The 14220-nt window shown below is 64.2% G+C and carries 14 protein-coding genes; 9 read left to right on the top strand and 5 right to left on the bottom strand.

Annotated elements, in window-relative coordinates:
• Nucleotides 1-424 precede the first annotated feature (424 nt).
• The 3 genes from U0023_RS11235 (at nt 425) to U0023_RS11245 (ending at nt 2805) form a co-directional block, all read left to right on the top strand.
• Nucleotides 425-1339, top strand: a complete 915-nt coding sequence (locus tag U0023_RS11235; RefSeq protein ID WP_009493077.1) for a flagellin — start codon at nt 425-427, stop codon at nt 1337-1339.
• Nucleotides 1340-1422: 83 nt separating this feature from the next.
• The gene (locus U0023_RS11240) at nt 1423-1980 is read left to right on the top strand and encodes a hypothetical protein (protein ID WP_009493076.1); all 558 of its coding nucleotides are present in this window, start codon (nt 1423-1425) and stop codon (nt 1978-1980) included.
• Between the two features lie 36 nt (nt 1981-2016).
• Nucleotides 2017-2805: a DUF1217 domain-containing protein gene (locus U0023_RS11245; RefSeq protein ID WP_009493075.1), complete on the top strand. Its 789-nt coding sequence runs from the start codon at nt 2017-2019 to the stop codon at nt 2803-2805.
• A gap of 156 nt (nt 2806-2961) precedes the next feature.
• Here U0023_RS11245 and U0023_RS11250 read toward each other — a convergent pair whose 3' ends face one another.
• Complete coding sequence (locus U0023_RS11250; RefSeq protein ID WP_040639261.1) at nt 2962-3336, bottom strand: hypothetical protein; 375 nt, start codon at nt 3334-3336, stop codon at nt 2962-2964.
• A 668-nt stretch (nt 3337-4004) separates the two neighbouring features.
• Between U0023_RS11250 and U0023_RS11255 the strand changes: the two genes are divergently transcribed.
• Entirely contained in the window at nt 4005-4679 is a 675-nt protein-coding gene (locus U0023_RS11255) for a transglutaminase-like cysteine peptidase (protein ID WP_009493073.1), read from the top strand.
• Nucleotides 4680-4759: 80 nt separating this feature from the next.
• Here U0023_RS11255 and U0023_RS11260 read toward each other — a convergent pair whose 3' ends face one another.
• Nucleotides 4760-5344 (bottom strand): hypothetical protein, encoded by a 585-nt coding sequence (locus U0023_RS11260; RefSeq protein WP_009493072.1) that lies wholly within the window; start codon nt 5342-5344, stop codon nt 4760-4762.
• Nucleotides 5345-5622: 278 nt separating this feature from the next.
• Between U0023_RS11260 and U0023_RS11265 the strand changes: the two genes are divergently transcribed.
• Nucleotides 5623-7293, top strand: a complete 1671-nt coding sequence (locus U0023_RS11265; RefSeq protein ID WP_009493071.1) for a methyl-accepting chemotaxis protein — start codon at nt 5623-5625, stop codon at nt 7291-7293.
• Nucleotides 7294-7303: 10 nt separating this feature from the next.
• On the opposite strand, the gene U0023_RS11270 is transcribed toward U0023_RS11265, so the two are convergent.
• A complete protein-coding gene (locus U0023_RS11270; protein WP_009493070.1) occupies nt 7304-7747 on the bottom strand; it encodes a response regulator in 444 nt (147 codons plus the stop codon).
• 163 nt (nt 7748-7910) lie between these two features.
• On the opposite strand from U0023_RS11270, the gene U0023_RS11275 reads away from it, so the two are divergent.
• The 3 genes from U0023_RS11275 to U0023_RS11285 all read left to right on the top strand — a co-directional run bounded on the left by U0023_RS11275 (nt 7911) and on the right by U0023_RS11285 (nt 9403).
• Nucleotides 7911-8306, top strand: a complete 396-nt coding sequence (locus tag U0023_RS11275) for a response regulator (protein ID WP_009493069.1) — start codon at nt 7911-7913, stop codon at nt 8304-8306.
• 67 nt (nt 8307-8373) lie between these two features.
• Entirely contained in the window at nt 8374-8796 is a 423-nt protein-coding gene (locus U0023_RS11280) for a response regulator (protein WP_009493068.1), read from the top strand.
• A gap of 196 nt (nt 8797-8992) precedes the next feature.
• Nucleotides 8993-9403 carry a response regulator gene (locus tag U0023_RS11285; RefSeq protein ID WP_009493067.1) on the top strand — a complete coding sequence of 137 codons (411 nt, stop codon included), beginning with the start codon at nt 8993-8995 and terminating at the stop codon, nt 9401-9403.
• 159 nt (nt 9404-9562) lie between these two features.
• Here U0023_RS11285 and U0023_RS11290 read toward each other — a convergent pair whose 3' ends face one another.
• Nucleotides 9563-13033: an indolepyruvate ferredoxin oxidoreductase family protein gene (locus U0023_RS11290; protein ID WP_009493066.1), complete on the bottom strand. Its 3471-nt coding sequence runs from the start codon at nt 13031-13033 to the stop codon at nt 9563-9565.
• Nucleotides 13034-13193: 160 nt separating this feature from the next.
• On the opposite strand from U0023_RS11290, the gene U0023_RS11295 reads away from it, so the two are divergent.
• Entirely contained in the window at nt 13194-13649 is a 456-nt protein-coding gene (locus U0023_RS11295; RefSeq protein ID WP_009493065.1) for an Lrp/AsnC family transcriptional regulator, read from the top strand.
• Nucleotides 13650-13797: 148 nt separating this feature from the next.
• Here U0023_RS11295 and U0023_RS11300 read toward each other — a convergent pair whose 3' ends face one another.
• Nucleotides 13798-14208: a PaaI family thioesterase gene (locus tag U0023_RS11300; RefSeq protein WP_009493064.1), complete on the bottom strand. Its 411-nt coding sequence runs from the start codon at nt 14206-14208 to the stop codon at nt 13798-13800.
• Between the last annotated feature and the right edge of the window lie 12 nt (nt 14209-14220).

Consider the following 14220-nt stretch of genomic DNA (forward strand, 5'->3'; position numbering starts at 1 on the left):
TTTTTCGTTTCGCGCGTGGAGGGCCCAAATCATGTGTGAGATGGCCGAGTGCAAGTATTCAGTTGCTGTTTACTGTCGCGATTGTGCGGTTGTGCTTACGGGAAGCGTTGCGTAAAAAGTTAACGAAAAGTAAATATGCTCCTAGGCCTCATTAAGTTTAATTTTTATCCTTGACGCGGAGAAAGGGCGTCGCTATTCAAAGGGCATGGACGCGACGACAGATCGAGACATCGATCGGACGCGCTAAGACAGCACTGTGGAGAGCCTCTACTTCGGCTCGGCATGACGCCGCTCCACTTTATCGGTTCAAGCCCGGATGCATGTGAACAGCGGATCGAACTTCCTCGAGGCATGATGCCACTCCGCTGGGTCGGTTAGATTCCGACATTCCCTGAACTCGCTTCATCATTCAAGGAACATACACATGGCTTCCATCCTCACCAATGCCTCCGCCCTGACCGCCCTGCGCAACCTCGCCAACACGCAGAACGCGCTGAACAAGACCCAGGGCCAGATCTCCACCGGCCTCAAGGTGGCGTCGGCCTCCGACAACACCACCAACTGGTCGGTGTCGACCCAGATCAAGACCGACAACAGCGTCATCAACACCATCAAGGACACGCTGAAGCAGAACAGCGATCTGCTGAACACCGCTTCGTCGGCGATGGACAACCTGATCGCCACCATCGACAAGATCAAGGTCGAGCTCGCCAAGGCCAAGGACGTCAAGGACGACAACTTCGACGCCATCAACACCTCGCTGGCCAAGCTCGGTGCCGAGCTCGACGGCGTTCTGGAGAACGCGGCCCTCAACGGCGTGAACCTCCTCGACAACTCCGTCTCCGACATGGATGCGGGGGCTGCCGGCAATCAGATCAAGTTGGCGGCTGGCTGGTCCGGCGGCACGACCGGCAGCGGCTTCAAGACCATCAACGTCAATCTGACGGACCTCGGCGGTGTCGCGGCCGGCGCAGGCACGGGCGTGCTGAACAAGGCAGGCGCGAGCACGCTGGCTGTCAACGCCATCAATATCACCGGCACGGGTGCGACGGCTCAGACGCTCGTCGACACGGTGGCCGGTGAAGTGGAAACGGCCCTTGAGTCGGTCCGTAACTTCGCCACCGAGCTCGGCGCCGCCAAGAACCAGATCGACGCGCAGTCGAAGTTCCTGAGCGCCCTCGGCGAAGCAATGACGAACAGCGTCAGCACCCTGGTCGACGCGGACATGAACGAGGCTTCGACCCGCCTCCAGGCTCTGCAGACGCAGCAGCAGCTCGGCGTGCAGTCGCTCTCGATCGCCAACCAGAACAGCCAGATGATCCTGAAGCTCTTCCAGTAAGAGCCTCCTGATCGGTGAGAACGAGGCCCCGTCTTGCAAAAGGCGGGGCTTTCTTTTTCGGTCTGCTCGCGGAACGCTGAGCCATGTTGAACGCCCTTCCTCGTATAGCCGCCCTCGTTGTCGCCTGCTCGCTGGGCGCGGCAGCGCACGACTTGTCCGCCACCGCCGCAACAGGCGCGCTCCGGGCCTGGAACTATGCCCTCCAGACCGACCAGAGCGGCGCCCCGAGCCGCGCGCTCGCACAGATCAGGGGGGAGGGGGGAAGCTCGCTCTGGTTCTCCTGCACGAAGGTGACGGGAGAAGACGAGCCGTCGCAGGTGGCCGTCGCGGCCACCGTGATGCAGAAGGCCTATCTCGGGCCCAGCGACAACCGGGGGCGGAGCACGGTCTACTGGCTGGATGAACGTCCGCCGGAAGTGTCCCATTGGGTTTACCGCGACCGCTACGGGCAATTGCGCGGCGAGGACCAGGTCATGGGCTTCGTCGCAAGCCTCGCGACAGCGCAGACGCTTATTGTGGAACTTGCGAATTTCCGCCTCGAACCGCAGAGCGTGAAGTTCTACCTCGATCCCGGCGAGACCCAGGCGGTGGCAGAGCGGTTCTCGAAGGATTGCCGGACCATCGCAACGGCGAAGGATTGACGAGCGGCGCGGCCATACGAGCCGAAGGAGTGAACCATGATCAGCACGATGACCCGCTACCAGATGTTGCAGACCAACACGGCGCTGACAAAGACGCTCACCCAGAACGACGCCATCGTCAAGCGCGATACCGATTACTACCTGGCGAACATCTCCAAGGTGAAGACCGTCGACGAGTTCATGAAGGATTACCGTCTCTTCAGCTACGCCATGAAGGCCTATGGCCTTGGGGACATGATCTACGCCAAGGCCTTCATGAAGAAGGTGCTCACAGAGGGTGTTGCCGATACCAAGAGCATGGCGAACAAGCTCGTCGACCCGCGCTACAAGGAGTTCGCCAAGGCGTTCGACTTCGCCGGCAAGGGCGACAAGGCGACCTCTCAGGCCAGCGCGACCACGGAAGCCGTGAGCAAGTACTATCAGCAGACGCTTGAGAACAAGGAGGGCGAGCAGAACGAAGGCGTGAGGCTTGCTCTCTACTTCAAGCGCAAGGCGTCCAGCGTCACCTCGACGATGGGATTGCTGGCGGACAAGGGCCTTCTGACGGTCATGCAGACGACGTTCAACATTCCCAAGGAAGCATCCAAGGCCAGCATCGATCTGCAGGTCCGCAACCTGGAAAAGCACATCAACGTCAAAGATTTCCAGGATCCCAAGAAGGTCGACAAGCTGATCCAGCGGTTCTCCGCCATGTGGGACATGAACAATTCCACTCTCGAGGAGGTCGCACCGGTGCTGACCCTGTTCTCGGATCCGACGGAATCAGCAGGCATCAGCGTCGACCTGATGATGAGCATCACGAAGCTCAGGCGCGGGGGCTTCTGATCCAGAGCTGCTTCTTATTGCGGGGAACCATCTCTTATTTTGATGAGCCGCACTGTTCAGGAATAACCGGATTAACGTGGCCGGAAGATGCTCTAGCCTTTCTGGCTTGACGCATCTTTCCACGCAAAACCGGTTCCCACTTTTGCGTTCGATGCTCTAGCCTTTCGCCGAGACCACGTTCACGACGATCCTTTCATCGACCGGAACCGCATCGGTGGGCGCGTTCACGATGAAGACGCCGCTGCAGATGGTCGTCACCTTGCGGACAGGCGCATGGTGCTTGTCGGCGCCGATCAGGTAATTCACCGTATAATAGGGCTCCCCGCCGATATAGGCGCTCTGTCTGCTCTCGAAGATGTAGCCGACCTGGGTCGGACTGATCCGGTAGACCGTCTTTGGCGGCCCCCAGGCCGCAATGCGCGCCGATATGGGTTTGCCAATATAGTCCGAGCATGAAAGGGCGAGGGGTTCTTGGACGGCCGGCACGCAGCCGCCCGCGCCGACGGCAACCGCAAGTGTTGCGAAGAGCATTCTCAAGACAATCCCCCAGGCCGAACTAAACGCGTGTCGAGCATGCACTATATCGGCGATCCGAAGCGGAAGAAGTGTTTCCTGCCAGCGTAGTAAATCATCGACCGCGGCTGCCGGGGCCGCATCGGGTAACGTCAGTTTCGGGCAAGGTTTCTGCTTCATATTGAAGGAGTACCTCCGAGTGATGAGGAGATATCCGTGGCAGTCGTACTGGTGCCGGTCGTCGCAGCATCCCTGGTCGGGCTGATTGGAATGCCCGTCATTCGCCTCATGATGTCGTCCGCAAGAACAAGGCATTGGGCCAGAAGTCGGAGCCTGGTGCAGGGCCGGTCCTGAAAGAATTCAAGCCGCCGCCCGCGGATGCGTCGAATGAAGGCGCGATGCTCGTCTGCGACGTTGCAGACGAGTTTCTCCGCATTTGCCGCACGGGTCGCTTCATCGGTTTGAGATGCAAACCCTGCGCTGACATAGACATGATTGTATTGGCATTGCCTCACGACTGATCTTTTCCTCTTCATTCGAAGAGGTCGAGAGCAGCGATCGCTTGTTCTGTTGCTGGAAGTCAACAGTGCCGGGCCGTTCGTGATCTTGCGGCAAGTTCGCGCTTGCGCCGGGCATCCGCTGCTGACAGCTTTATTGAAAATAATAAAACTGAACAGGTGCGGGGCATGTGCGGGATTACTTTCAGAGATTCAAGACGGCGTAGTAAACGCCTTCGTGGCTTCTTCGCTTCGGCAGGTCTCGCGGCCCTTGTCCTGTCCGGCACGGCCGGAGCCGGATCGGCGTTCGACTTTCCTCACTTCGCCACGCGGGCGTCCGGCGACACGCTCTTCGCCGTCGGGGCCGCCGGGCCGACGCCGGCCTGGATCGTATTCTGCGCGCAGCTGCCGCGGGAATGCGCGTACAATCCCTCGGAGCCCGACACCATCGTTCTCGATCAGGCGACCTGGAAGCTGATCGTCGACGTGAACGAGCAGGTGAACAGGGAAATCGTGCCGGTCACGGACCAGGATCACTGGGGCGTCGCGGATCGCTGGGATTATCCGGATGACGGCATGGGCGATTGCGAAGACATCCAGCTGTTGAAGCGCCGTCGTCTCACGCAGGCCGGCCTGCCGCAGCGGGCCTTGCGCATGACCGTGGTGATCGACGAACTCGGCGCGGGGCATGCGGTTCTCATGGCCCGGACGGATCGTGGCGACTACATCCTCGACAACAAGCGCAACGCCGTTCTGCCCTGGCAGCAGACAGGCTATCGCTATGTGAAGCGGGAAGGGTCGGACAGCGCCGACTGGGTTTGGCTCGGAAACCAGGCGGCGCCGGTCGTGACCGCGACGAAATAAGCGACGGCTCTTCGTGAAACGCCGCTATCCGTTCCTGCAGTGATGCGGGGCAAGGCGCGTGACGGCGCGCCCTATGCTCTTCAGCTCGACGCCCGCGCAGGCGATTGCGTGATCATGGTCTCGGTGGTCAGGACCACCCAGCCGGCATCGGAGCGCTCGATGGAGATGACCTGTCCGATGCCCGGCAGCGTCATTCCGGGCGTGACCCACCAGATGCCGTCGGGGCCCTCGATCAGGGCGGATTCGCCCGTGGCCCGGTGGAGAACGTAGCGTTGAAACTGCGGGCCTCGGTTGGCGCTCTGGGTCGTGGCGACCTTGTGGCCTGCGCTCAGTTCGAGATCCTTCTTCGCCAGTGAGCCCGTCGTCGCGGGGTTCAGGTCCACGGTGCGCGTGACGGCCTTGCCGATGGTCGTGTCGGCCACGGCGCTGGTGAGATAGGTGTAGCTTTCGCTGAAATGCAGGGCGTAGACCGGCAGGCCGATGGCCGACAGCGTGAGGGCCAAGCCGAGGCACATCACGATGCGGTCGCCGACAGCCTCGCGCGCGCGGATCGAGTCCTCGATGCGCTGGACCTTGCGCTCCCGGCGTTCGGCCGTGGAGACATGTTCCCTGGCGCTTCCAGCCCTGGCCACCTGCTCCAAAACCTTGTCGAACCGAATGCCCATGGAAACCGCCACGTTGAGAACCACGTGCCACCATGCGTATGGGCTTATGCTTAAGAATTCGTCACTTCACCCCGTCAAACTTGGCTGTATACCTCCAAAGGGCTAGAGCGTTTTTCGGCGAAGTGAATCCGGTTCGCCAAAAATGCGGCTCCGCAAAGAAGAGAGATGATTCCACGCCCGTGGAAACAGCTCGAGAGCAAGCCTCGCGCAAGCCACCGGGCGATACGATGATCGTCGTCGGAAGATGTTGCGGCGGCTTCGACCGCCCGAGGTTTATCATGAAAATTAGGACGAAGATTTTCGCGCTTGTGGCGGCCCTGAGCCTTGTTGCGGTCGTGACCGCCGCCGTCGGTATCAATACGTTGCAAAGCTATCACCAGGCCGTCGACGATGTTCGGCTTGCGGCCACGCGCGCCCTTTACGGCGAGCGCCTCAACCGACTCGTGACCCAGGTGGTGATGGAATCCAGGGGCATCTATGCGTCGAAGGACAACGCGGAGGCGCGCAAGTTCGGCGACGGGCTTCTCGCCACCTTGAAGGACATCGACGGGCTGCTGAAGGAATGGCAGCCGATCGTTCCAGCCGACGGCAAGGCGCTGTTCGATGCGGTCGTCAGGGATGCGGCGGAGTTCGGCAAGTTCCGCTCCGAGACTGTCCGCCTGGGCAACGAGGTCTCGCCCGCCGCCGCCAATGCGCAGGGCAACAACGACGCGAACCGCGCCAACCGCAAGGCCTTCCAGGTCAGCATCGATGCGTTGACCAAGCGCGGCAGCGAGGAGATCGAGGCTGTCAACCGGCATGCGGCCGAACTCTACGACCAGCGCCTGATGCTCCTCGTCGGGATCGCGCTCGCCGGCACCGTCCTTGCGCTGCTGATCGGCTGGCTCGTCGGCCACCGCCAGATCGCCCGGCCCCTGAAGGGCGTGACGGAGGCCATCCGCAGGCTCGCGTCGGGCGACTACGACCTCCCGAAGGCCAAGGCGGGCAAGGACGAGATCGGCGATATCTGGCAGGCGACGCAGGTCTTCGCCGGTGCCATGCAGGAGGCCGAGAACCTGCGTCATGCGCAGGCCCAGACCGAGAAGCAGGCGGCGGAGCGGCGTCGGATCGACATGATGGCGCTCGCCCAAAGCTTCGAGGGCAGCGTCGGCGGCCTGGTGCAGCATCTGACCGTCGCCGCGCAGCAGATGGAGGCGACGGCCCGCTCCATGGCGTCGACCGCGCAGCAGACGAACCAGCAATCGAACTCGGTGGCGGCGGCGGCCGAAGAAACCTCGAGCAACGTGCAGGCCGTCGCGGCGGCGGCGGAGCAGCTCGCCGCCTCGTCCAACGAGATCGGCTCGCAGGTGTCGCAGACCTCGGTCGCGGCGGCCCGCGCCGTGCAGAACGCGCGCAGGACCAACGCGCTGGTCGAGACCCTGGCGGACGGCGCGCAGAAGATCGGCGAGGTCGTCGCCTTGATCAACACGATCGCGAGCCAGACCAACCTTCTGGCGCTCAACGCCACCATCGAGGCGGCGCGGGCAGGCGAAGCCGGCAAGGGATTTGCCGTCGTGGCCGCCGAGGTGAAGGAACTCGCCAACCAGACCTCACGGGCGACCGAGGATATCGGCGCGCATATCCACCAGATCCAGCAATCGACCAAGGATGCGGTCGAGGCCATCCAGGACATCGGCCTCACCATCGAGGAAGTGCATCAGATCGCCACCAGCGTCGCGGCCGCCGTCGAGGAGCAGCAGGCGGCCACGCAGGAGATCGCGCGCAATGTCAGCGAGGCGGCGAGGGGCACGCAGGACGTGAGCGAGAGCATCGTCCAGGTCCAGGGCGCCGCGACCCATGCGGGATCGGCCGCGTCTCAGGTGCTCGCCGCGGCGGGCGAGCTGGCGGCCAACTCGAACGCGCTGAGCCGGGAGGTGGATGGCTTCCTCCAGGGAGTGCGGGCGGCCTAGACCGCCGCGCTCAGGCGGTCCTGGGCACGGGCGTTCCTGCGTCGCCCGTGCTGTTCTGCGTCCGGGCCCGGGCGGCCTTGGCCGTCTCGACTGCGGCCCGGACATGGGACAGCAGGGTTGCCTGCGAATAAGGTTTGGCCAGGAAGACGGCTCCCGGCGGCAGATCGTTCTCCCGCGGCCATTGCCGGCCCGACGCGATGAGAAGCCCGATCCAGGGCCTGATCCGATGGACCTGCCAGGCGAGCTCGAAACCGTCCATGCCGGGCGGCATCTCGACATCCGACAGGAGGACGTCGACGCAGATCTCGGCCTTCAGGACCGTCAGAGCCTCCTCGGCGTCGGCTGCCTCGATCACGCGGAAATGCGCCTCCATGAGAATCTCGGCCGCCACCAGCCGCACGAGCGGCTCGTCTTCCACCAGGAGAATGACGCCTATGGGTTTCGGATCGGACAAGAGGCCAACGTACGGTGAAGGAGCAAGGGACGCGAAACGCGACCCTTAATAGACCGATCCGCCCCCTCAGGCCAGCCAGTCGACGGAAAACGGCGCGAATTTGTGGGAGAACCCTTGGGACGGATGCACGTTGTCCGCGTATTGTATCGCGTCAGGGGCAAGAATGAACGCTGCATCCGTCACGGTCCTCCCACGCCGGACACCTCCCACCATCCTGGTCGCCGAAGCCGATGTCAGGGTCCGCTGCCTCGTCAGCGACGAGCTGCGGGGCTCGGGCTTCAGGGTCCTGGAAGCCGGGTCCGCCCAGGAAACCCTGACGGTGATCGACGCCGTCCGGGTCGATCTCCTGTTCATCGCCCTCGACCTGCCGGGGACGCCAAGCGGCCCGGAGACCGCCCGTCTCGCCGGCGCCCGGCAGAAGCCCATGAGGATCATCTTCGCCTCCGCGGACGGCGACATCGAGCCGGGCAGCCTCGGTCCCCTCGTGCGAAAACCCTATCCCCCGTCCGAGGTGGTCGGCCTCGTCATGCGCAGCCTCAACTGGCCCGAGCCTGCCTGAGGCGCCGGGATGCCAGGACGGAAAACAGGAAGGGAACCAGGACGGAAGCTCAGCGGTTAAGGAAGCCGTGAGCACCCTATCGACGAACATCACGGCCGATGCCGAAACCCCTCTCCCGACGGTCCTCGTGGTCGAGGACGAAGTGCTGATTCGCCTTGTGATCGCGGATTACCTGCGCGAATGCGGCTACCGGGTCCATGAGGCCGTGAACGCTGAGGAGGCCGTGGCGATCCTTCAATCGCCGGAGGTTTCCGTCGACGTGGTATTCAGCGATGTCGAAATGCACGGGACCATGGACGGCTTCGGGCTGGCACGATGGATCCGAACCAACAAGCCGGGGACCCAGGTGATCCTCACCTCAGGGGCGGAGCGCTCGGCCGACATCGCCGCGACCCTGTGCGAGGCCGGCCCGCTGCTGAAGAAGCCCTACCCATCCCAGGATGTGGTCGACCGCATCAAGCAGCTGACGGCGAAGGCCCGGCGCTCCTGAGGGCTCTCAGGCCCGGCAATGTCGTGCATCTCCCTCACGTCATCACCGGCCTTGTGCCGGTGATCCCGATTGCTTGAGGCGCGGCGCGTCTCCGGATCCGGACGGCCGGGACAGGCCCGGCCATGACGGACAGGGGACAAGCTCACGCTTGTGCGAGCCGTGGGAACCGGATCGGAGGAAGCCCGTTTGAACGTGCATGAAACCCCATCGCAGAATTGTCAAACAGCCGGTTGTGCTCCTGGTTGAAGACGAACCGCTGGTTCGTCTGACCCAGGTCGATATTCTGCGCGAGGCCGAGTTCTGGGTCGTCGAGGCTCAGGATGCCGACGAGGCCTTCGAGGTGCTCAAGTCCCGTCCGGACATCTCTGCGGTTCTCACGGATGTGGACATGCCGGGCTCCATCGACGGTTTCGAATTCGCGCGCCTCGTCCGGCAGGGCTGGCCCGAGGTGGGGGTGCTCGTCATTTCCGGCAAGACCGGGCCGGGCCCCGGCGACATGCCGCCCAATGCGGCGTTCCTGCACAAGCCCATCCTGCCCGACGATCTCGTGGCGGCTCTGACGCAGGTCATGGCGACGGCGCAGGGCGGGGTGAGCCAGGATTCCTGAGGCCGGTCGGCGAGTTCTCTTTTCTTAGGCGCTTCTGACAGCCCACCACGTCATGGCCGGGCTTGTGCCGGCCCTCTCAAGCCGGAGACGCGCCGTGCCTCAAACAATCGTCATCACCGGCACAGGGCCGGTGATGACGTGCGGGTGGAGAGTGGGCCCTCAAGCCCGAACGGCCCGGGGGGCGCGGCTGTCGATCATCTCCGATGCCGACGATGCGCGTTCCCACAGTTTCTCGACATGCGCCTGCACCTGATGGATGGCCGTATCCTTGACCGGGCCATAGCCGCGGATGTCCATCGGAGCCTTGGCGATGGCGAGCAGGTCGGCGAAGGACCGCTGGCCGAGGGCGGCGAGAATCCTGTCGATCTGCGCCTCGTACCAGCCGATGAGCGCCCGCTCCATGCGCCGCTCGGCCGTGTAGCCGAAGACGTCGAGCGGAGTGCCGCGCAGCACCTTCAATTTGGCGAGGACGGACAGGGGCGTCTGGAGCCAGGGACCGAAGCTGCGCTTGCGCGGGCGGCCGCGCGCATCGCGCTTCGCGGGCAGGAGTGGCGGCGCCAGATGGTAATGCACCGTGAAGTCGCCGTCGAACTGCCGCTTCAGCTCGTCGAGGAAGCCAGTCTCCATGTGGAGGCGCGCGACCTCGTATTCGTCCTTGTAAGCCATGAGCTTGAAGAGCGAACGCGCCACCGCGTCGGTCAGCGCCTCGGACCCGAGCGCGCTCTCGGCCTTGCGCACACGCGCGACCAGGGACCCGAAACGGCCCGCATAGGCGGCGTTCTGGTAATCGGTGAGGAACGCGACCCGCCGGGCGATCACCTGATCGAGCGTCTCGACCTGTTCGGGCTCGTCGCCCGCAACCTGATGAACGACGTCGGGGGCGGCGCAGAGGAGCCGGCCCCAGGCGAGAGCCTGCCGGTTGCGCTCGACCGTGACGCCGTTGAGCTCGATGGCGCGGGAGAGCGCCTCGAACGACACCGGCACGAGACCCTGCTGCCACGCGAAGCCGAGCATCATCACGTTCGCATAGACTGTGTCGCCGAGCAGCGTCTCGGCAAGCGCGTTGGCATCGAGGGTCGCCATGTTGCTCGCGCCGATCACGCGCTCGATGGCGCGAAGCCGCGTCCGGCTGGCGAGATCCGCATCGCGGAAGCGCACCACGTCGCCGGTCGGCATCTCGGCGGTGTTGACCACGGCGCGCGTGCCGTGGCGATAGGTGCCCGAGGCTTTAGGCGAGGAGCTGACGACGAGATCGCAGCCGATCAGCGCGTCGGCCGCACCCTGATCGATGCGCACCTGATGCAGCGCATCGGGATTCGCCGCGAGCCGGACGAAGCTCAGCACCGGCCCGAACTTCTGTGCGAAGCCCGTGAAGTCGAGGACCGACACGCCGCGTCCTTCCAGATGCGCCGCCATGCTGATGAGCGCCCCGATGGTGACGACGCCCGTGCCGCCGACGCCCGTCACGAGAAGATCGAACGGCTTCGAGAGTTCGGGAAGGGCAGGGGACGGCAGGGACGCGGCGCGCGCGGCGGCATCGAAGCCGCTCGTGGTCTTCGCCCGGCGCGTGGCGCCTTCCACGGTGACGAAGCTGGGGCAGAAGCCATCCAGGCAGGAGAAGTCCTTGTTGCAGGTGGAGAGGTTGATCTTGCGCTTGCGCCCGAACGGCGTCTCCTTCGGCTCGACGCTCAGGCAGTTGGATGCGACCGAACAATCGCCGCAGCCTTCGCAGACGAGGTCGTTGATATAGGCGAAGCGCTTCGGGTCTTCCATCTGTCCGCGCTTGCGGCGGCGGCGCTTTTCCGTCGCGCAGGTCTGCTCGTAGATCAGCACCGTGACGCCGGCGATGGCGCGCAGCTCCTTCTGCACCGCATCGAGATCCTCGCGCGGATGGATCGTCACGCCTTTCGGTAGGTCGGCTGCGGCGAACTTGTCCGGATGGTCCGACACGAGCGCGATGCGCGACACGCCCTCGGCGCGCACGCTGTGCGCGATGGCCTGGACGCTCACCGGCCCGTCGACCGGCTGGCCGCCCGTCATGGCGACCGCATCGTTGAACAGGATCTTGTAGGTGATGTTGGCGCCGGCCGCGATGGCCTGCCGGATCGCCATGGAGCCGGAATGGTAATAGGTGCCTTCGCCGAGATTTTGGAAGATGTGCCCCTGGCCGGTGAACTTCGATGACGCCGCCCAGTTCACGCCTTCGCCGCCCATCTGGATGAGGGACGACGTCTCGCGATCCATCCAGCTCGCCATGAAGTGGCAGCCGATGCCCGCGAGCGCCTTCGAGCCTTCCGGCACCTTGGTCGAGGTGTTGTGCGGGCAGCCGGAGCAGAAGTAAGGCGTGCGCGTCGCACCCGATACAGTGATCACGCGCTCCGGTTCCGGCGTCAGCGCGGCGGCCCGCCCCGCGAGGTCGAGATCCGGGAAGATCGGGTCGAGGCGCTGTGCGAGAACGCCGGCGAGGAAGCGAGGTGAAAGCTCGCCCGTCCAGGGGATGAGCCGCTCGCCCCTCTCGTCGTGCTTGCCGACCATGCGCTCGGGCTTCGAGCCCGGGTAGTCGTAAAAGTATTCCTTGAACTGGCTCTCGATGATGCCGCGCTTTTCCTCGATCACGAGGATCTCGCGCTTGCCCTTCACGAATTCCAGCGCGTCGTGAAGGGCGAGCGGCCACACCATGCCGACCTTGTAGATGTCGATGCCATGCGCGCGGCAGGCGGCCTCGTCGAGGCCGATGAGGCGCAGCGCCTCCATCAGGTCGAGATGCGCCTTGCCGGCCGTGACGATGCCGTAGCTCGCGTTCGGGATGTCGTAGATGCGCCGGTCGATCGGGTTGGCCTTGGCGAAGGCATAGACTGCGTGCTTCTTCGCCTCCATGCGCTCTTCGATCTGCGGCCCCGGCAGGTCCGGCCAGCGATAATGCAGGCCGCCGGGCGGCGGCGTGAAATCGGGCTCGAGGAATTGACGCGGCGGATGCAGCTCGACGGAGGCGCCGGATTCGACGATCTCGGAGACGGCCTTGAAGCCGACCCACATGCCGGAGAAGCGGCTCAGCGCATAACCGTATTCGCCGAATTCGAGATATTCGCCGACGCTCGCCGGATGCAGCGTCGGCATGAACCAGCTCATGAAGGCGACGTCGGATTGGTGCGGCATCGAGGAGGACACGCAGCCATGATCGTCGCCGGCGATCACCAGCACGCCGCCATGGGGCGAAGAGCCATAGGCGTTGCCGTGCTTGAGCGCATCGCCCGAGCGGTCGACGCCCGGGCCCTTGCCGTACCAGAGGCCGAACACACCCTGCACCTGCCGATCCGGATTGGTCTCGACCTGTTGCGAGCCGAGAACCGCCGTCGCGGCGAGATCCTCGTTGACGGCGGGCAGGAACTCGATCCGGTTGGCCTTCAGTTGCTCCTTCACGCGCCAGAGTTCGAGATCGACGCCGCCCAGCGGCGAACCGCGATAGCCGGACACGAAGCCGGCGGTGTCGAGCCCCGCCGCCCTGTCGCGCTTGGCCTGGTCGAGCACGATGCGGACGATGGCCTGGGTGCCGGTGAGGAACACCCGGCCCGTCTCGCGGGCATAGCGGTCGGCGAGCTGATAGAAATCGAGTGACGGAACGCTTTTCATCAGCTTCCTCCCGAAGCAGGGCGAATTCTTCGTTGATCTCCAGAATAATCCCGAACGGCTGGTAGATGTTTCCTATTCCTTCCCGAAAGGCGGCAACGTGCGGTAGATGTCGCGGAAACAGGCGTTATAAATGGAAGAGGCTACCAGGGAGAGCGGCGCCATGTTGGACAGGCAGGACGAGCATATTCTGGCGCAGCTCCAGAAGGAGGGCCGCACGACGAACCAGCAACTCGCCGAGGATGTGGGCATGTCCACCTCGGCCTGCTGGCGGCGCGTGCGCTCGCTCGAGGAAACCGGCGTGATCGTGGGCTATTCGGCCCTGGTCGACCGGGAGAAGGCGGGGTTCGCCACCTCGGCCATCCTGCACGTCTCGCTCGAACGGCATGATGCGAAATTCGTCGACGAGTTCGTGTCCCGCGTGACCGAGCGCGCCGAGGTGATGGAGTGCTTCGCCACCACGGGCGACGCCGATTACCACCTGCGCGTCGTCGTGCGCGACATGAAGGCCTACAATGCTTTCCTCGACGAGTTCATGTTCCGCCTGCCGGGCATCCGCTATGTGCGCACCAACGTGGTCCTGAAGGAGATCAAGACGAGCGTGGCGCTGCCGTTTTGAGCGGGCGGATCGACAAGGTTTTCCCTCCCACGTCGGCACCGGCCTCGTGCCGGTGATCCCGATCACGGGAAACGCCGCGCCTCAATTGATCGAGATGGCCGGGACAGGCCTGGCCATGACATGAAACGATCGCCGCCTCTACCCGCCCTCAGCCGAGCAGCGCATAGGCGAGCTGCGCCATCGCGACGGGCCGCGAGTCGCCGTCGGTGGTGAGCGTCACGCTGCCGAAGGCCATGGTGCGGCCCAGGCGGATGACCTTCGCGTCCGCCAGCACGTCGGCATTCGCCGCAGGGCGCAGGAAGTGCATGGTCTGGTCGACCGTCGTCATCGGCCGATAGGCGCCCGCAGCGGAGGACACGGCGAACACCATCGCGGTGTCGGCGAGGCTCATAAGGGCCTGCCCGCAGATCACGCCGTTGTCGCGGCAGAGCTTTTCGGAGAACCGCATGCGCAAGGTCGCACTTTCCTTGTCGAGGCTCTCGATGGAGAGATCGAGCGCCTGCACCCATGGCGCGAAGACGCTTTCGAGCATGGCCTCGGCGGCCGTCCGATCGAACATGAAGGCTCCCCC

This window comes from Microvirga lotononidis (genome assembly GCF_034627025.1).
Lineage (GTDB): Bacteria > Pseudomonadota > Alphaproteobacteria > Rhizobiales > Beijerinckiaceae > Microvirga > Microvirga lotononidis.

What these genes read in the sequence shown, in the direction of transcription:
- U0023_RS11275 (WP_009493069.1), top strand. Translation starts at nt 7,911, where the DNA reads ATGAACGCTGCATCCGTCACGGTCCTCCCACGCCGGACACCTCCCACC.
- U0023_RS11250 (WP_040639261.1), bottom strand. Translation starts at nt 3,336, where the DNA reads ATGCTCTTCGCAACACTTGCGGTTGCCGTCGGCGCGGGCGGCTGCGTG.
- U0023_RS11290 (WP_009493066.1), bottom strand. Translation starts at nt 13,033, where the DNA reads ATGAAAAGCGTTCCGTCACTCGATTTCTATCAGCTCGCCGACCGCTAT.
- U0023_RS11265 (WP_009493071.1), top strand. Translation starts at nt 5,623, where the DNA reads ATGAAAATTAGGACGAAGATTTTCGCGCTTGTGGCGGCCCTGAGCCTT.
- U0023_RS11300 (WP_009493064.1), bottom strand. Translation starts at nt 14,208, where the DNA reads ATGTTCGATCGGACGGCCGCCGAGGCCATGCTCGAAAGCGTCTTCGCG.
- U0023_RS11240 (WP_009493076.1), top strand. Translation starts at nt 1,423, where the DNA reads ATGTTGAACGCCCTTCCTCGTATAGCCGCCCTCGTTGTCGCCTGCTCG.
- U0023_RS11285 (WP_009493067.1), top strand. Translation starts at nt 8,993, where the DNA reads ATGAAACCCCATCGCAGAATTGTCAAACAGCCGGTTGTGCTCCTGGTT.
- U0023_RS11245 (WP_009493075.1), top strand. Translation starts at nt 2,017, where the DNA reads ATGATCAGCACGATGACCCGCTACCAGATGTTGCAGACCAACACGGCG.
- U0023_RS11260 (WP_009493072.1), bottom strand. Translation starts at nt 5,344, where the DNA reads ATGGGCATTCGGTTCGACAAGGTTTTGGAGCAGGTGGCCAGGGCTGGA.
- U0023_RS11235 (WP_009493077.1), top strand. Translation starts at nt 425, where the DNA reads ATGGCTTCCATCCTCACCAATGCCTCCGCCCTGACCGCCCTGCGCAAC.
- U0023_RS11295 (WP_009493065.1), top strand. Translation starts at nt 13,194, where the DNA reads ATGTTGGACAGGCAGGACGAGCATATTCTGGCGCAGCTCCAGAAGGAG.
- U0023_RS11255 (WP_009493073.1), top strand. Translation starts at nt 4,005, where the DNA reads ATGTGCGGGATTACTTTCAGAGATTCAAGACGGCGTAGTAAACGCCTT.